Origin of the sequence: Bradyrhizobium sp. LVM 105 (genome assembly GCF_003957705.1) — a bacterium.
Lineage (GTDB): Bacteria > Pseudomonadota > Alphaproteobacteria > Rhizobiales > Xanthobacteraceae > Bradyrhizobium > Bradyrhizobium frederickii.
Genome location: NZ_QZMV01000003.1, coordinates 531,735 through 549,562 on the forward strand (window position 1 = coordinate 531,735; position 17,828 = coordinate 549,562).

The window sequence follows — 17,828 nt, forward strand, 5'->3', positions numbered from 1 at the left end:
CTTGGCCCAGAGTCGTGCCCAACAAGTCTTTTTGATTGATGGAAACGACCATGAGCGACACTGAGACCGCCGATCTCGAAACATTCCGCGATGAGACGCGCGCCTGGCTGGAAGCCAATTGCCCGCCGGAGATGCGCAAGCCCGCGACGTCGGACGCCGACGTGTTCTGGGGCGGGCGCAACGCAAAGTTCTCCTCCGAGCCGCAGCGCATCTGGTTCGAGCGCATGCGCGACAAGGGCTGGACCGTGCCGGACTGGCCGAAGGAATATGGCGGTGGCGGCCTCAGCGCCGCCGAGCACAAGGTGCTGCGCGCGGAAATGGCAAGAATCGGCGCGCGTCCGCCGTTGTCGAGCTTCGGCATCTGGATGCTCGGGCCGGCGCTTTTGAAATACGGCAACGACGCCCAGAAGAAGGAGCATCTGCCGAAGATCGCGGCGGGCGAAATCCGCTGGTGCCAGGGCTATTCCGAGCCGAACGCCGGCTCCGATCTCGCTTCGCTCCAGACCCGCGCCGAGAGCGATGGCGACGATTTCATCATCACCGGCCAGAAGATCTGGACGTCTTACGCCAATTACGCCGACTGGATCTTCTGCCTGGTCCGCACCGATCCTACGGCCAAGAAGCACGACGGCATCAGCTTCATCCTGTTCGACATGACGTCCAAGGGCGTCTCGACCAAGCCGATCCTCTTGATCTCCGGCTATTCGCCGTTCTGCGAGACCTTCTTCGACGGCGTCCGCGTGCCGAAATCGCACGTGGTCGGCACCATCAACCGCGGCTGGGACGTCGCGAAATATCTGCTGCAGCACGAGCGTGCGATGATCTCAGGGGTGGGCGAGCGCGGCGTCGGCCGGCCGCTCGGCCAGATCGCGGCCGACTCCGTCGGCACCGATGCGCAAGACAAGCTCGACGACGCCATGCTGCGCGGCAAGATCGCCAGCTTCGACGTGGATGAGGCCGCCCTCGCGGCCTGCGCCGAGCGCGCGGTCGATCTCGCCAAAGCAGGGCAGGCGCATCCGGCGTTCTCGTCGGCGATGAAATATTACGGCACCGAGCTCAACAAGCGCCGCCACGAGATCCTGATGTCGGCCGGCGGCGTCGATGCGCTGGAATGGGAGAGCGAGCGCTCCAGGCAGGGCGCCCGTCCGCGCGCCTGGCTGCGCACCAAGGCCAACTCGATCGAAGGCGGCACGTCCGAGGTGATGCTCGGCATCGTCGCCAAGCGCATCCTGGATCTGCCGGGGGCGTAAGCCACGCTCTCGCACCCGTCATTCCGGGGCGCGCGAAGCGCGAACCCGGAATCCATCTCACGGCATGCATGCGGCCTGATGGATTCCGGGTCTGACCCTTCGGGTCAGCCCGGAATGACGACAACAAACAGATTTCGAATCGGAAACACGCACATGGCCCTCGTCCTCACCGAAGAACAATCGATGCTCCGCGACTCCGCGCGCGGGCTGATCAGCGACAAGGCGCCGGTGTCGCATCTGCGGCATCTGCGCGACAGCAAGGACCCCACCGGCTTCTCCAAGGAGCTTTGGCATTCCTTCGCCGAGATGGGTTTTGCCGGCCTTCTGGTGCCGGAGGAATTCGGCGGCAGCGGGCTTGGATTCATGGAAGCCGGAATCGTGATGGAGGAGATCGGCCGGACCTTGATGCCGTCGCCCTTCCTCGCGACCTCAGTGGTTGCGGCCTCGGCGCTGAACCGCGGCGGCAATGCCGCGCAGAAATCGGAATACCTGCCGAAGATCGCGAGCGGCTCGCTGCTCGCGACGCTCGCGATCGACGAGGGCGCCAAGCATCGTCCGCTGCAGACCAGCCTGCAGGCCGTGCGCGCCGGCAACGGCTTCAAGCTGTCGGGCGCCAAGGCGCTGGTGGTCGACGGCCACGTCGCCGATCTCTTCATCGTCGCCGCCCGCACCGCGGGCTCAGCCGGTGAGCGTGACGGCCTCACGCTGTTCCTGGTCAACCCCAAGGCCAAGGGCGTTGCGGTCGAGCGCACCATCATGGTCGACGCGCACAATGCTGCGCGGATCGAGCTTTCCAATGTCGAAGTCAATGCCGACAGCGTGCTCGGCGAGGTCGATCAGGGCGCCGCGCTGCTCGACGGCGTGCTCGACATCGGCCGCGGCGCGGTCGCCGCGGAGATGGTCGGCCTCAGCGACGAAGTCTTTGGCCGCACCGTCGAGTATCTCAAGAACAGAAAGCAGTTCGGCAAGCTGATCGGCGAATTCCAGGCGCTGCAGCACCGCGCCGCCGAGCTCTATGTCGACATCGAGATCACCCGCGCCGCAACCATGAAGGCGCTCCAGGCGCTGGACGCGGATGTCGCCAAGGCCGCCTCAGCCGTCGCGGTTGCCAAGGCCCGCGCCGGCACCACCGCCACGCGCGCCGTGCAGGAAGGCGTGCAGATGCACGGCGGCATGGGCATGACCGACCAGTTCGACATCGGCTTCTTCATGAAGCGCGCGCGAGTGTGCGAGGAGCTGTTCGGCGACGCCAATTACCACACCGAGCAGCTGGCGCGCGCGCGGGGGTATTGAGCCGAGGCGCGAAGGCCGCGCCTCACAGCCGGTGTCGTCGCCCGGCTTGACCGGGCGACCCAGTATTCCAGAGACAGCAGAAAGTTACGGAGAGGCCGCGGCGTACTGGATCGCCCGGTCAAGCCGGGCGATGACAGTTGAATGTGCGGAGAGCGCCGGCCAGAATCCGTCATTGCGAGGAGCGCAGCGACGAAGCAATCCAGCCCCCCACCACCGCGGAAAGATACTGGATTGCGTCGCTTCGCTCGCAATGACGGCGGAGGGACCTGTTACCGCATCGGCGGCGCGTATTGCACGCCACCCGCGTTCCACAGCTGGTTCATGCCGCGCGGAATCTTCAGCTTCGATTTCTCGCCGATATTGCGCTCGTACATCTCGCCGTAATTGCCGACGTGGCGGATGATGCGGGCGGCCCAGTCCTTGGTGAGGCCGAGCTGCTCCCCGTAACGGCCTTCGGTGCCGACGAGGCGCATCACTTCCGGCTTCTTCGACTTCAGCGCCTCGTCGATGTTCTCCGAGGTCACACCTAACTCTTCGGCGTTGATCATCGCGTAGAGCGTCCACTTCACGATCATCATCCAGTCGTCGTCGCGCTGGCGCACGACGGGGGCGAGCGGCTCCTTGGAGATCATGTCGGGCAGGATCATGTGGTCGCCGGGCTTGGTCAGGTTGAGCCTGAGCGCGTAGAGCTGCGAGACGTCGGCGGAGAACGTGTCGCATTTGCCGGTGTCGTAGCCCTTCACCACGTCGTCGAGCTTGTCGAACTTCACCTCGTCGTACTTCATGTTGTTGGCACGGAAGTAGTCGGCGACGTTGAGCACGGTCGTGGTCCCGGTCTGCACGCAGACCTTGCTGCCATCAAGGTCCAGCGACGTTTCCTTGTTGCGCGACCGCGGCAGCATGAAGCCGACGCCGTCGTAATAGGCGACCGCGGGGAAGTAGAGATCGTAGTCGAGCTCGCGCGCCATGCTCCAGGTCGTGTTGCGCGAGAGGATGTCCACCTTGCGGCTCTGCAGTTCCTTGAAGCGCTCGTTGGCGTCGAGCGCGATGAATTTCGCCTTGCCGGGGTCATTAAAGATCGCAGCGGCCACTGCGCGGCAGAAATCGACGTCGAAGCCGGTCCAGTTGCCCTTGTCGTCGGGGATCGAGAAGCCCGGCAGGCCCTTGTTGACCCCGCACAGCACCTCGCCGCGGCGCACGGTGCGCTTCAGCGTGCGGGTGTCGTAGAATTCATAGATGATGGCCAGGACGGCGACCAGCACGGCGACCGCGAGCCCGATCAGCAGGCCGCCACGAAAAGTGCGCATCATGTTGTTCTCTCGAGAAATCGGGAAAAGGAATCAGGCGAGGGCGGGAGAGCATGATCCGATCCGGACAAGCCGCGCCGGCAAGGCGACGCGGTCGTCCGTAGAGATCACGCTCGAATCATGAGTCTCAGAGCTCAGGCTTCTGCCGGATGACCACCTTGGTGCCGACAGGGACGCGGTCGTAGAGATCGGCGACGTCGTTGTTGACGAGGCGGAAGCAGCCCGAGGACACCTTGGTCCCGATCGTGTCGGGGCGGTTGGTGCCGTGGATACGGTAGACGGTGGTGCCCAGATACATAGCGCGGGCCCCTAACGGATTGCCGGGGCCGCCGGCCATGAAGCGCGGCAGATAGGGTTGGCGCTGGATCATCTCCGGCGGCGGCGTCCAGTCCGGCCACTCCTTCTTGTTGGTGATGGTCACCAGCCCCTGCCACTGAAAGCCGTCGCGGCCGACGCCGATGCCGTAGCGGATCGCGCGCCCGCCGGGCTGCACCAGGTACAGGTGCCGTTCGGCGGTCGAGACGATGATCGTGCCCGGCGCTTCGGTGGTGCGGAAATAGACCACCTGCTTCTGCCATTCCGGCTCGAGCTGATAGCCGTCGTCGGCAACCAGGCCCGGCTCGTCGCCGCGGTCCGGCTGCTGGGCAAAGCTTTGCGGCGCGGACAGGAACAGGCCGATCGCGGCCACGCATATTCCGGTCAGGTGACGAAAATCCGCCATTTCAATCTCTCCCCGCTGCCACAGCGCAAATCATTCAAAGCCATCAAACCTGAGGGGCAAGTTCATGGCAAGTTGATGGCGCGCCGCTCTAGTATGTCACGAGAATGCCTATGGTTTTTGACCAAGCCGGGCAATGCCACAAACAGGGGATGGCGCGAAAAGCTTAGGTCGTGGCCAAGGCGGTACTGCGCTCCCTCCCCCGCTTGCGGGGGAGGGCGGGGGAGAGGGTGTCTCCACAATGGGACACTCCCCTAGAGGAAAGAACCCTCACCCGCCGCGCGGGACGATGCTTCGCATCGCCCCGGGACGCGGCGACCTCTCCCGCAAGCGGGAGAGGCTCAGACCGAAGTCGCGGAAAGACCATCTCCGACCATTGCCAAGCGCCAGTCAGATCTTGTTGCTCTCCGGCGCGATCCCGAGCCGCCGCACGATCTCGGTCGCCACCGCGCGCGCCTCGACCCGCGATCCGATGCGGGGGCTGCGAAATCTTTGCCCCGAATGCAGCCGGATCGCCACGATGCAATGCTCGTCCTCGGACCGGCCGCGGCGCTCGACCGTGATCGTCTTCACGTCGCGCCCCTCGATATGGTCGGCGCGCAAGCTGCCGTCGCCCCACAGGCGCTCGACGCGGATGTCGGCTTGCCGGATGATCCAGAACGCGCCGGTGACGAGGTTGGCGTAGCGGTGCACGGCGAAGGCGGCGAGCGCGCCGAGCGGCAGCAGCAAGATGTCGACATGGGTCGGCGATAGCCCCCGCCAGAGCTTGTAGGCGTAGGGCGCCGCGCACAGGGCGAGGGCAATGAACGCAACGATCCGGATGTCCCTTGCGGGAAACGGTTCGAGCGGATCGCCGAGACGCATCTCGGGATTGCTGGCATCGAGCGGATTGCTCGGCGCCTCGACGTCGGGAACGTCGAACTGCGCGGCGATCCGCGCCACGGTGTCATGAACGTGCGTGACGTCCGAGATCGGCGGCGACGTCAACCGCTCTCCCGAGGCCAATGTGAACGCCAGCTGGAAGCGGGCTTTCGTCCTCTTGCTGCCCGGAACCTGCAAGCCGGCGATGTCGTCCTTGGCGATGATCCTGGTACGGAGCTTTCCGAACGGGCGCTGCTGCCCGATCAGGATTTCATCCGATGTGATGATCCACACCACCGCCGGCGCCATCATGATGCCGACGACGAATCCGGCGCCGACCAGCAGCGCGACCACGGAGATGATGATCTCCATGGTGTCGTGCGTGAACAGGCCGGGGGTGAAGCAGAGCGCAACGGCGGCCGCAAAGCCGGACATCACCAGCCGCTGCGCGATCGAGGAGCCTTCACGGAGGCGAATGTCGGTGCTGGTGGTGGTGTCGTCCATCGCGCGCGGATGATTGCGTTGCCTTGGAAACTCCACGGACGGGTTTGTGGAGTCAAGCAACAAGGGCGTCACCCGAAATCCGCCGCGCGATGTCCGTGCGGCATCAGCTGCTGGCATTGAGCAGCAGGCGGCCTCGCGCAGCAAATTCGGATCGAAATCGAACAGCCAATCAGCGCACCGAGCAGGAGCGCGACCGCCGAGAGTAGGTGGCTTTGCGAGGCAACGCCTGTGGCCCCAGGGACGGTGCGCTCCCTCCCCCCTTGCGGGGGAGGGCGGGGGAGAGGGGTAGCCCAGGAAAAGGTCCATCCATCTGCGCTCGTGCCACGGTCTCCGATCGAGAGAGTCCCGGAGTGGCTACCCCTCTCCCTGCCCCTCCCCCGCAAGGGGGGAGGGAATGAGAGGTCGCTGTCCGCCTCGCTTGGCGCGCGGCATGAGCTCGGAGCCCCCCAGACACAAAACGACCCGGAGGGGGGCATCCCGTCCGGGTCGTTGGAGGTCCTTGGGAGGTTTAAGCAAAACCGTATGTGAGCTTTATAGGGAGGAAGTTTTTCCGCCTGATGTTGTGCTTTGTTTCAATTGTGTCGCGGGCGGTAACACTTCCGTGTCCCGGACAGGACCAAAGCAAGGTCCTATCCCATTGAAATATCGAAACTTCAGGCGGCGAAGCGCTCGACGCCGCAGCCTTTAAGCAATTCGGCCAATTGCTTGCGGGCGTAGAACATCCGCGTCTTCACGGTGCTCTGGGGAATGCCGATGATCTGCCCGACCTCCTCCACCGACTTCTCGTGATAGTAGATCAGGTTGATGATCTCGCGATGAGCCGGCGACAGCTTCTGCACGCAGGCGCGCAGGATGGCGCTGGTATCGCTGCGGTCGAGCGAGGTCTCGGGCGTATCGTTACCGTCGGGAATCTGGCGCACGTCCTCTTGGTCGATGTCCTCGAAGCGGCGCTGGCGCATCGCGGTCAGGGCCTTGAAGCGGGCGATCGAGAGCAGCCAGGTCGAGACCTGGGAACGGCCCTGGAACTGGCCGGCGGTTCGCCACACGTCCAGAAACACCTGGCTGACGAGGTCTTCCGCCGCGGTGGCGTCGCGCACGATGCGCAGGATGAAGCGGTACACCCTCACATTGTGCCGGCAATATAGGATGTGCATGGCCGTCCGGTTGCCGTCGGCAATGCTTTCGAGGAGCATGTCGTCCGAGGTCGCCTGAGCGGCGATGATGCTCTGGCTGGCTTGGGCGTTGATGGCGATGACGTTCGGCATGGACTTGGCTCCCCGTAGCGCCGCAACCGAGCGGCGTTTCCTTGGACCAAAGTGTTAATCAGCCAACGTTTCGGGACGTCTGCACGAAAAGCGGAAAATGGTTTCGTGCGCCGCCAAATTGTTTCGTCGGAGGGGGGGCGACGAAACATCCGGGGCAAAAAAGCGTGCAAATTCAATGTACGGAAAATACGGGAGGAGGCCTTGGGAGGCGGACGGAGGCGCCACGGAACGAATCCCGGCGATTTGCGTTCGGCCGTGCCGCACCCACCTCTGTCGTCCCGGGGCCCGAAGCGGGTAGCCGGGAACGGCACTGTCGTAGGGTGGGCAAAGGCGCGAAGCGCCGTGCCCACGATCTTTCGCAATTATGGAGAGGACGGTGGGCACGCTTCCGCTTTGCCCACCCTACGGCACTGCCTGCGCTGCCCGCCGCTACGCCTTCTCGCCCTGCGGCGAGAACAGGTAGCCGCCGCCGCGGATGGTGCGGATCACGGCCGGCTTGGCCGGATCGGGCTCGATCTTGCGGCGGATGCGCATGATGCGCAGGTCGACGGCGCGGTCGAAGGCTTCGGCGTCGCGCGCATTGGCCAATTCCAGCAGGCGCTCGCGCGACAGCACGCGCTTCGGATTGGCCGCGAACACCTTCAACAGCCCGAACTCGGACGCGGTCAGCGGATGCTCGTTGCCCTCGTCGTCGCGCAAGGCCTGCGCTTCGAGATCGAGCCATTTGGTGCCGAAGCGCACCAGCTGGTCCTTGTCGGATTTCGCCGCCGCCTCCGGCGCGGCCGCCTTGGCCGGCACGCTCCGGCGCAGCACCGAGCGGATGCGGGCCATCAGCTCGCGCAGCTCGCAGGGCTTGGCCACGTAATCGTCGGCGCCGAGCTCGAGCCCGACGACGCGGTCGATCGGGCTCGCCGTCGCCGTCAGCATGATGACCGGCACGTTGATGCGGCTCTTGAGGTCGCGGATGATCGAGAGGCCGTCTTCCTCCGGCATGTTGAGGTCGAGCACGACCAGATCTGGCATGCTGCCCTGGATCGCCGTGCGCAGCGACTTGCCGCCGTCGCACAGCGTCACGGTGAAGCCGTGCATCTTGAGATAATCGCCGACCATCTCCCGGGCCGGGGCTTCGTCGTCGACGATCATGATGTGCTGGCTTTGGGTCATGGGCTTTGCATCACGGCGTTTCAGTCGCGGGGAGGGTGATGGTGAAGGTCGAGCCCTGGCCGGGCCCGCCGCTGTCGGCGGTCACCTCGCCGCCATGCATGTCGACGATGCGCTTGACGATGGAGAGGCCGAGGCCGGTCGAGCTCTCGCCGGCGGTCGGCTTGGCCGACAGCCGCTGGAAGCGGCCGAACAGACGGCCGAGATCCTCCGGCGACAGGCCGGCGCCCTCGTCGCTGATGCGGACGATGGTGTCGCCGCTCTCATCGCTGACGGCGACGTCGATCCTGCCGCCGATCGGCGAGTATTTGATGGCGTTGCTGATGAGATTGTCGATCGCCTCGCGGATGCGGTCGATGTCGCACATGGTGACGATGTTGGCCGGCGCGGTGACGCTGATCGCCTGCTGCTTGTTGACGGCCAGCGGCTGGTTGGCTTCGGCGACCTCCTTGACCAAAGCGGCGACGTCGACCGGCTCGCGGCGGATGGTGATGTCGAAGGCGTCGGCCATCGCGTCCGAGATCAGATGGTCGACCATCGTGATCAGGCGCTTGGTGGCGTCGCGGATGTGGTCGACCTGGGCGACCACGCCGCTTTGCGACGCGGCGGTCGAGATCAGCTCCTTCAGCATCTCGGTGCGGCCGAGGATGACGCCGAGCGGGTTCTTCAGATCGTGCGCGACGGTGCCCAAAATCTCGTTCTTGAAGCCGTTGGCGCGCTGCAGCCGCAGCCATTGCGCCGAGAGGCGGCGGTTGGCCTGCATCAACGCGCGGGTGCGCTGGGCGACGCGGTCCTCCAGCTGCGTGTTGGCGTCCTGCAGCTGCTGATACAGGATCACGTTGTCGAAGGCGATCGAGAGCCTGGAGGAGAAGATCTCGACCAGCGAACGGTCGGTCTCGGACAGCTCGCGCTCGGCCTGCAGCAGCACCACCACCTCGCGGCCCGACCCGGTGCGCAGATAGATCACGCTGCGATGGTCGGCGAATTCGTTCTTGCGGCGCTGGAACGCGGCCTCCACCATCTCGCGCAGATCGGGGTCGAGCGCCTTCGACGTCGTGGTGCCGATGAAGCGGCTGTAGCAGCCGCTGCCGGCGAGCACCGAGAGCTCGGGGTCGAGGCCGCCATTGTCGCGCAGAACCAGGATGCCGGCGCAGTCGACGTTGAGCAGCGAGGCGAGCTGGGTCAGCACGCCCTCGGCGAGCCGCTGCATCGACTTGAAGTCGTACAGCGTCGAGGCGGCGTCGATGATGATCTCGAGCCCGCGCCTTGTCTGCACCATGCGCTCGAGCTGCTGATAGGAGCGCAGCGCCGCCGTCAGCGAGGTGAACAGCTTGTCGGCGGTGAGCTCGGTCTTGGCCTTGTAGTCGTTGATGTCGTACTGCACGATCACGCGCCGCTCCGGCGCCTGGCCGGGCTGACCGGTGCGCAGGATGATGCGCACGGTCTCGTTCTTGATCTCGTTGCGGATGAACTCGACCAGCTCGAGGCCGGCGACGTCGGTCTCCATGATGACGTCGAGCAGCACGGCGGCGATGTCGCTGTGCTCGGTCATCAGTTTGCGGCCTTCCGCCGCGGAATAGGCCGACAGGATCTCCAGGCTCTGGCCGTTGAGGCTGTAGTCGGACAGCGCGAAGCGGGTGCCGTCATGCACCGCCGGATCGTCGTCGATGACGGCGATCTTCCACTTCCGGGCGTTGCTATCCTCCGACGCGGTACCGGTGTCGTCGATCAGGTGGAGGACATCGTCCTGTTCGGCCATTGAGAAGTCCCGTCACTTTCTGTGCTTTCCGCGCCGCCCTTGGCGACGCGGGGCATGATAATGCGAAAAGTAGTGCCTTGTCCCAGCTTGGATTCCAGCATCATGCGGCCGCCGAGCTGCTGGGTGACGAGGTTATAGACGATATGCAGGCCAAGTCCCGTGCCGCCTTCATTGCGCCGGGTGGTAAAGAAAGGGTCAAAGGCCTGGCGCTGCACGTCCGGGGTCATGCCGGCCCCGTCATCGGTGAAGATGAGCTCGACATCGTCGGTGCCGCGCGGCCGCGCCGAGATCGTGATGGTGCCGGCGCGCCCGTCGGCGAAGGCGTGGTTGGCGGCGTTGAGGAACAGGTTGGTCAGGATCTGGCCATAGGAGCCCGGATAGCCGTCGAGCAGCAGCCCCTCGGGCACGTCGACCTCGAGCGTGATCGGCGAGCGCTTCAAGACCGGGCGCAGGCTGGCGATGATCTGGTCGGTGGCCTCGCTGAGCGAGAATTGCCGTCGCTCGGCATGGGAGCGGTCGACCGCGACCTGCTTGAACGACTGGATCAGCTCGCCGGCGCGCTGGAGATTGGCGACCAGCTGCTGCGAGGCGTCGCGCGAGGACTGCACGAATTCTTCCAGCTGCGAGCGGCGCAGGCCGCCGTCGCCCCTGAGCTGGGCCTCGAAAATCTCGGTGCGCCGGGCAAAGCTCGAGGCAACCGTGAGGCTGATGCCGATCGGGTTGTTGACCTCGTGCGCGACGCCGGCAACGAGGCCCCCGAGCGCGGCCAGCCGCTCGGCATCGATCAAATTCTGCTGCGCGGTATTGAGCTCGAGCAGCGCGCTCTCGGCCTTCTCCTTGGAGGCGCGCAGCTCGTCCTCGGTCTGGCGCTTGGCGATGGCGTTCTCGCGGAACACCTCCACCGCGCGCGCCATCGCCCCGACCTCGTCGCGCGCCTTGGTGCCCTGCACCTCGCGGTCGAGGTCGCCGAGCGTGATCGCGCGCATCGCGGTCATGATCTGCTGCAGCGGCAGCCGGATCGACAGCGCGATCATCACGCCGGCGGTGAGGATGATGCCGAGGAAGATCACCGCGATCGACAGCACGCGCCGCGAAATATCCGCCAGCGTGCGGTCAAAGGTCTCCTGCGCCTTCTGCTCGCGCTGGCGCATCTTGGTGGAGAGGTCGTCGATGGCGCCGATCGCCTCGGCCTGGCTGGCGTCGATGCTGTTGCGCAGGAGCTCGGTGCGGCTCGCAAGCTGCTCGGACAGCTTGGCAAAGCCCTCGCGCAGCGCGGCGGTGCGGGCGCCGAGCCGCTGCAGCGCCATGCGCTGGAGATCGTTGTCGGCGAGATCGATCATCACCGGAATGGTCTTCTCGATCGTCTCGGTGTTGCGGCGCGCGTCGTCGGCCGCGCCCGTCGACAGCGACAGGTAATAGGAATTGGCGGCGACCAGCATCGCGGTGAAGGCCTCGCGGGATTTTCCGAGCGAGGGCCAGATCAGCGCGTCGCGGTGGCCGGTGGCGCCCTCGATGATGGAGTAGAGGCCGGCCATGTCCCGGGCCGGGCCCTGCACCTGCTCCTCATAGGTCTTTGCGATGGTGGACTGCACGCTGCGCAGCTCGCCGAAGCCGTTGAGGAAGCGGTCGGTGGTGCGCTCCAGCTCCTCGACCGAGCCCGACAGCATCGGGTCCTTGGCGGCGCGGTTGGACAATGTGCCCAGCACCGCCTCGCGCAGCAAGAGGATCTCGGCGAACAGGTCCGGGCTCGGCTGGTTGATGTAGCGGTGGATCAGATTGTGCAGCCGTCCGGTCTCGCTTTCGAGCAGCGCCAGGATCCGGTCGGATTCGCGCACCTGGCGGACATCGTCCCAGGCCGAGCCCAGCACCTGCGCGCCGTTCCAGATCATCGCCACCAGCACCACCACCACGGCGGAGTTCAGCGCGGCGATCGACAGGATGCGCCAGCGGATCGGCACCGCCCGCAGCACGCCGACCAGGCGCGCGCGCATCCGCCCGACCGGGCCGGGCGGCCGTTCCGCGTGCTCGTGATGTCCAAGCGCAGCCAACGCGGCTCACTCCACCTTGCGAATGCGTTCGATCAGCGCGGCCGCGGCGGGATCGCGCCCGGCCTTGGCGTAGATCGGGGCCATCGCGTCCTCGAACGGCTTGCGGTCGATATCCCTGATGACCGTGACGCCGGCTGCCTGCGCCTTGCGCTGCGACTGCTCCTCGAGGTCGCGCCATTTCTCCCGCATGAACCGGCTGGAGCGCTGGGCGGCCTCCCGGAAGATGTTCCGGTCGTCCGGCGCCAGGCTCTGCCAGGCCTTCAGCGAGATCACGAGAACCTCGGGGCTCATCGTGTGCTCGGTGAGGGTGTAGTGGCCGGCATGCTTGTAATGGTCCGTCGTCACAAAGGATGGCCAGTTGTTTTCCGCGCCGTCGATCAGATGGTTGGCGAGACCGGTGAGCACCTGCCCATAGGGCAGCTCGACCGGCTCGGCGCCGAGCGCGCGGACCATCTGGCTCATCAACTCCGACTGCTGCACCCGGATCCGCAATCCCTTGAGGTCCGCAAGACCCCTTACCGGGCGGACCCCGTTGTAGATCGACCGCGCGCCGGAATCGTAAAAGGCGAGCCCGACGAAGCCGTAGGGCTCGAAACTATCGAGGATCTCGCTGCCAACAGGCCCGTCCAGCACCTTCTGCATGTGCTCGATGGACCGGAACAGGAACGGCATGGCGAGCACGTTCATCGCCGGAACGAAGTTGCCGATCAGCGCCACGTTGGTCCGGTTGAGGTCGATCGCGCCGGCCCGGGTCTGCTCGATGGTCTCCTTTTCCTCGCCGAGCTGGCGGGAGTGGAACACCTTGATCTCGTGGCGGCCCTGGGTGCGCTCGGCGATCAGGGCGCCCATATAGCGCAGCGCCTGGACGGTCGGGTAGTTCTCGGCCTGGGTGTCGGCGGCGCGAAATTCGCGCGCAACGGCACCCGTCGCGCTCATGTCCATCGAGACCGCGGCAAGCAGAAGCGCGACGAAGATCACCCCGGTCCGCGAGAGTTCGGCACGGTTCAACACTGGCACACTCAACCCCTCAGTGGTGGAGTCTATGGCGGATGGAAAAGGTTCAATGCAATCTAGCAGATGGTAAAGGGAAGGCCATCCCGCGTGAGTCCGCAGACCGATTGTGCGGCGCGGCCGCCGTTCATTCCCGGTTGAAACCGGATATGCCGCGCCTTAAGCAGGGCAGCCGCCTTTGTCGCGCGGCCCGGGGAAGAGCCATCGTGATGCCAGCCTTGCGCATTTTGCGAATCGCCGCCGCCCTCGCGGCCCTGTCATGGGCTGTCCCCGTGCGCGCCGCCACCGACATCGCCTGGTGGCACGCCATGTCCGGCGAGCTTGGCCGGCAGCTGGAGAAGCTGGCCACGGACTTTAACGCCTCGCAGTCCGACTACCGCATCGTGCCTGTCTACAAGGGCAATTACACCGAGACGGTGACGGCCGCGATCTTCGCCTTCCGCTCGCGCAGCCAGCCCGCGATCGTCCAGGTCAACGAGGTCGCCACCGCCACCATGACCGCGGCCAAGGGCGCGATCTACCCGGTGTTCAACCTGATGCGGGACCAGGGCGAGCCGTTCTCGCTCGCCGATTACCTGCCCGCGGTCTCCGGCTATTACACCGACGCGGCCGGCAATCTGTTGTCGTTCCCGTTCAATTCCTCGACGCCGATCCTCTATTACAACAAGACCATGTTCCGCGACGCCGGCCTCGATCCGGAGACGCCGCCGAAGACCTGGCCGGCACTGGGATTGGCTGCAAAGCGCCTGCGTGACCACGGCGCTTCTTGCGGCTTCACCACGTCCTGGCCGTCCTGGATCCATGTCGAGAATTTCTCCGCCTTCCACAATCTGCCGGTGGCCAGCCGGGCCAACGGCTTTGCCGGGCTGGATGCGGAACTGACCATCAACAATCCCACCCTCGTGCGTCACGTCGCCCAGCTCGGCGAATGGCAGAAGACCAAGGTGTTCGACTATGGCGGCCGCGGACAAGCGGCCGAGCCGCGTTTCCAGCGCGGCGAATGCGGCATCTTCATCGGCTCCTCGGCGACGCGCGCCGACATCAAGGCGAACTCGAAGTTCGAGATCGGTTACGGCATGATGCCGTATTGGCCCGACGTGAAGGACGCGCCGCAGAACTCGATCATCGGCGGCGCCACCCTGTGGGTGCTGCGCGACCGGCCGCGCGAGGAATACAAGGGCGTGGCGCGGTTCTTCGCCTATCTGTCGCAGCCCGGCGTGCAGGCCGCCTGGCATCAGAACACCGGATACTTGCCGATCACCCGCGGCGCGTTCGAGCTGACGCGGTCGCAAGGCTTTTACGAGCGCAATCCGGGCTCGGCGATTTCGTTCGAGGAGATCACCTTGCATCCGCCGACGGAGAATTCGAAGGGCATCCGGCTCGGCTCCTTCGTGCTGATCCGCGGCGCGATCGAGGACGAGCTGGAGCAGGCCTTCGCCGGCCACAAGAGCGCGCAGGCCGCGCTGGATTCCGCCGTCGAGCGCGGCAACAAGCTGCTCCGCCAGTTCGAGCGCGCAAGCCCGGAGCGGTAGCGATGCAAGGAAGCCAGGCTTGACGTTGACGCGCAAGGTCTTTCCACCGCGTCATGGCCGGGCTTGTCCCGGCCATCCACGCCTTGCCACGCAGTACGAAGAACGTGGATGCCCGGGACAAGCCCGGGCATGACGAGCTCAATCGCATCAAGCGCAATATCGATGACACTCCCTCACTTCACCGACGCGGACAGCTTCCACGCCTTTCGCTCCGCGTCCCCGCAATGGCTTGGAATCGCGCTCGACATCGCGCGCAGCCACGGTCTTCCTATCGGCGCGCCGCATGTGTTCGCGACCGGGACCAATCTCGTGGTCGGTCTCGGCGAGACGCTGATCCTGAAGATCTTCCCGCCGCTGCTCGCAGCGCAATTCGTCTCGGAGCGTGGCGCTCTGGCGCAGCTCGCCGGCCGTCTCGATCTGCCGATCCCCGAGATCGTCGCGGAAGGGATGCGCGACGGCTGGCCTTATCTGATCATCACGCGGCTATCAGGCACGCTCGGCGCGGAGGTCTGGCCGCAACTGCCGGAAGACCAGAAGGAGCGCGTGCTGCGCCAGATCGGCGAGACCATCGCGGCCGTCCAGCGCACTCCGCTCGGACCGCTCGCCTCGATCGAGCCGCGCTGGGACGACTTCATGGGGAGGCAGATGCGGGGCTGCCGTGCCAGGCACACCCGTCTCGGCCTTGCGCCGAAGTTTCTCGCCGGCCTCGACGATCTCGTGCGCGATGCAGAAGAGCTGATCCCGATGGACGCGCCGCCGGTGATCCTGATCGGCGAATACATTCCGGAAAACTTTCTGCTCGCCTGCGACGACGGCCAATGGTCGCTCAAGGGCCTGTTCGACTTCGGCGACGTGCTTGCGGGATGGCGCGACTACGACCTGCTCGGGCCCAGCGCCTTCATGGCGGCGGGCCGGCCGGGCCGGGTGAAGAGCCTGCTCGAAGGCTTCGGCTATGCGAAGCCGGACTTTGCGCTCAAGCGCCGCCTGATGGCCTTGATGCTGCTGCACCGGGCCAGCGACCTCAACAGCCACATCTGCATCGAGGGCTGGCAGGAGAAGGCGGATGATTTGATTGAGCTTCAAGAGCTGATCTGGCCCGGCTGATCGCGCCACGCCTCCCGTCATTCCGGGGCGCCTCGCAGCGGCGAGCCCGGAATCTATTGCTCCGCGCGTTCTACCGCCCGATGGATTCCGGGCTCGATGCTGCGCATCGCCCCGGAATGACGGCTTGGGCGTACCGCTCCGTCGTGGCCTCCATGATCGCCTCCGGAATGGGCCGCGGCACCAAATAGCCTAATATTTAGGCAAAGGCGTCTCTTTGTATGCAATGCTGGATGTTGGTTGTTCCCCCTTACTCCTTGAGGAAAGCGAATAGACTTTTAGTCCCCGTGCCTTAGGCCAGGCGTAACGCCTCGTTAAGCCTTGGCACGAACCTTGCGAATCCGGTTCCAACCAAACCCTTTGTGTTGGAGCATTTCATGAAGCGCCGCGATTTCCTCAAATCCGTTTCCGGGTTGGCCGCCGGGGCGGCGCTTCCGGCCATGCCGTCCGTGATCTCCACCGCCTATGCCGACGCCCGCTCGGAGACGCTGCTGATCGTCTCGGAAGGCGGCCCCAACAATCTCGACATCCACGGCATCGGCACCAACGTGCCGGGCTATGAGGTGTCCTGGAATTGCTACGACCGGCTGATCAGCCACGAGATGAAGAGCGGCCCCGGCGGCGTGCCCTATTACGACCGCGACAAGTTCAAGGGCGAACTCGCCGAAGACTTCAAGATCGACGACATGTCGGTCACCTTCAAGCTGCGCAAGAACGCCAAATTCCACGACGGCACGCCCGTCACCGCCAAGGACGTGAAGTGGTCGCTCGACCGCGCCGTCAGCGTCGGCGGATTCCCGACCTTCCAGATGAGCGCGGGCTCGCTCACCAAGCCGGAGCAGTTCGTCGTGATCGACGACCATACCGTGCGCGTCGACTTCCTGAAGAAGGACAAGCTGACGATACCCGATCTCGCCGTGATCGTGCCCTGCATCGTCAATTCCGAGCTGGTGAAGAAGAACGCCAGCGAGAAGGATCCCTGGGGTCTCGAATTCACCAAGCAGCAGACCGCGGGCTCCGGCGCCTACAAGGTGACGAAGTGGACCGCCGGCACCGAGGTCATCATGGAGCGCAACGACGACTGGGTCTGCGGCCCGCTGCCGAAGATCAAGCGCGTGATCTGGCGCATGGTGCCGCAGGCCGGCAACCGCCGCGCGCTGCTGGAGCGCGGCGATGCCGACATCTCCTACGAGCTGCCGAACAAGGACTTTCAGGAGATGAAGGCCAACGGCAAGCTCAACGTGGTGTCGCTGCCGTTCTCCAACGGCATCCAGTATATCGGCATGAACGTCACCAAGCCGCCCTTCGACAATCCGAAGGTGCGCCAGGCCGTGGCCTACGCGCTGCCCTATCAGAAGATCATGGACGCGGTGATGTTCGGCCTCGCCAACCCGATGTTCGGTGCCGCCAAGGACAAGCCGACCGAAGTGGCCTGGCCGCAGCCGCACAAATACAACACCGACATGGAGAAGGCGAAGGCGCTGCTGACTGAAGCCGGCTACGCCAACGGTTTTGAGACCACGATCTCGTTCGATCTCAACTTCGCTGGCGTCAACGAGCCGCTCTGCGTGCTGGTGCAGGAATCTCTCGCGCAGATCGGCATCAAGACCACCATCAACAAGGTGCCCGGCGCCAACTGGCGCACCGAATTGAACAAGAAGGAGATGCCGCTCTTCACCAACGTGTTCTCGGGCTGGCTCGATTACCCCGAATACTTCTTCTACTGGTGCTATCACGGCAACAATTCCGTCTTCAACACCATGAGCTACAAGTCGGCGGAGATGGACAAGCTGATCGACGGTGCGCGCACCGCTGCCGCGAGCGGCGACAAGGCGGCCTACGACAAGGACGTGAAGGGCTTCGTCGATCTCGCCTTCACCGACATCCCGCGCATCCCGCTCTACCAGCCCTTCGTCAACGTCGCGATGCAGAAGAATATCAGCGGCTACCAATACTGGTTCCACCGCCGCCTCGATTATCGCGCGATGGCGAAGGGGTGAGAAATGCGGAGCGCGTGC

Annotated in this window: 13 protein-coding genes; 5 read left to right on the plus strand and 8 right to left on the minus strand. The window is 65.1% G+C overall.

Annotated features, from left to right (window positions below; translation table 11 throughout):
- The first annotated feature begins 50 nt into the window (after nt 1-50).
- Both D6B98_RS12025 and D6B98_RS12030 read left to right on the plus strand, forming a co-directional pair.
- Nucleotides 51-1,250: an acyl-CoA dehydrogenase family protein gene (locus D6B98_RS12025; RefSeq protein WP_164718541.1), complete on the plus strand. Its 1,200-nt coding sequence runs from the start codon at nt 51-53 to the stop codon at nt 1,248-1,250.
- Nucleotides 1,251-1,403: 153 nt separating this feature from the next.
- On the plus strand, nt 1,404-2,543 hold the full coding sequence (locus D6B98_RS12030) for an acyl-CoA dehydrogenase family protein (RefSeq protein WP_126257195.1): 1,140 nt from the start codon (nt 1,404-1,406) through the stop codon (nt 2,541-2,543).
- Nucleotides 2,544-2,812: 269 nt separating this feature from the next.
- On the opposite strand, the gene D6B98_RS12035 is transcribed toward D6B98_RS12030, so the two are convergent.
- The 8 genes from D6B98_RS12035 to D6B98_RS12070 all read right to left on the minus strand — a co-directional run bounded on the left by D6B98_RS12035 (nt 2,813) and on the right by D6B98_RS12070 (nt 13,183).
- Nucleotides 2,813-3,850, minus strand: a complete 1,038-nt coding sequence (locus D6B98_RS12035; protein WP_126257299.1) for an amino acid ABC transporter substrate-binding protein — start codon at nt 3,848-3,850, stop codon at nt 2,813-2,815.
- A gap of 127 nt (nt 3,851-3,977) precedes the next feature.
- The gene (locus D6B98_RS12040) at nt 3,978-4,571 is read right to left on the minus strand and encodes a L,D-transpeptidase (RefSeq protein WP_126257196.1); all 594 of its coding nucleotides are present in this window, start codon (nt 4,569-4,571) and stop codon (nt 3,978-3,980) included.
- Between the two features lie 387 nt (nt 4,572-4,958).
- Nucleotides 4,959-5,933: a hypothetical protein gene (locus D6B98_RS12045; RefSeq protein ID WP_164718555.1), complete on the minus strand. Its 975-nt coding sequence runs from the start codon at nt 5,931-5,933 to the stop codon at nt 4,959-4,961.
- A gap of 653 nt (nt 5,934-6,586) precedes the next feature.
- Complete coding sequence (locus tag D6B98_RS12050) at nt 6,587-7,198, minus strand: sigma-70 family RNA polymerase sigma factor (protein WP_126257197.1); 612 nt, start codon at nt 7,196-7,198, stop codon at nt 6,587-6,589.
- Nucleotides 7,199-7,627: 429 nt separating this feature from the next.
- Nucleotides 7,628-8,362: a response regulator gene (locus D6B98_RS12055; RefSeq protein ID WP_126257198.1), complete on the minus strand. Its 735-nt coding sequence runs from the start codon at nt 8,360-8,362 to the stop codon at nt 7,628-7,630.
- Nucleotides 8,363-8,372: 10 nt separating this feature from the next.
- Nucleotides 8,373-10,118 carry an ATP-binding response regulator gene (locus D6B98_RS12060; protein ID WP_126257199.1) on the minus strand — a complete coding sequence of 582 codons (1,746 nt, stop codon included), beginning with the start codon at nt 10,116-10,118 and terminating at the stop codon, nt 8,373-8,375.
- Nucleotides 10,088-12,109 (minus strand): sensor histidine kinase, encoded by a 2,022-nt coding sequence (locus D6B98_RS12065; RefSeq protein ID WP_164718556.1) that lies wholly within the window; start codon nt 12,107-12,109, stop codon nt 10,088-10,090. The genes D6B98_RS12060 and D6B98_RS12065 overlap by 31 nt, the downstream gene beginning before the upstream one ends.
- Nucleotides 12,110-12,172: 63 nt before the next feature.
- Nucleotides 12,173-13,183, minus strand: coding sequence for a TRAP transporter substrate-binding protein (locus tag D6B98_RS12070; RefSeq protein ID WP_126257200.1), 1,011 nt, complete (start codon nt 13,181-13,183; stop codon nt 12,173-12,175).
- Nucleotides 13,184-13,386: 203 nt separating this feature from the next.
- Between D6B98_RS12070 and ugpB the strand changes: the two genes are divergently transcribed.
- The 3 genes from ugpB to D6B98_RS12085 all read left to right on the plus strand — a co-directional run bounded on the left by ugpB (nt 13,387) and on the right by D6B98_RS12085 (nt 17,810).
- Nucleotides 13,387-14,709, plus strand: a complete 1,323-nt coding sequence (gene ugpB, locus D6B98_RS12075) for a sn-glycerol-3-phosphate ABC transporter substrate-binding protein UgpB (RefSeq protein WP_164718542.1) — start codon at nt 13,387-13,389, stop codon at nt 14,707-14,709.
- 162 nt (nt 14,710-14,871) lie between these two features.
- A complete protein-coding gene (locus D6B98_RS12080) occupies nt 14,872-15,813 on the plus strand; it encodes an aminoglycoside phosphotransferase family protein (RefSeq protein WP_164718543.1) in 942 nt (313 codons plus the stop codon).
- A 374-nt stretch (nt 15,814-16,187) separates the two neighbouring features.
- Entirely contained in the window at nt 16,188-17,810 is a 1,623-nt protein-coding gene (locus D6B98_RS12085; RefSeq protein ID WP_126257203.1) for an ABC transporter substrate-binding protein, read from the plus strand.
- Nucleotides 17,811-17,828: the final 18 nt, after the last annotated feature.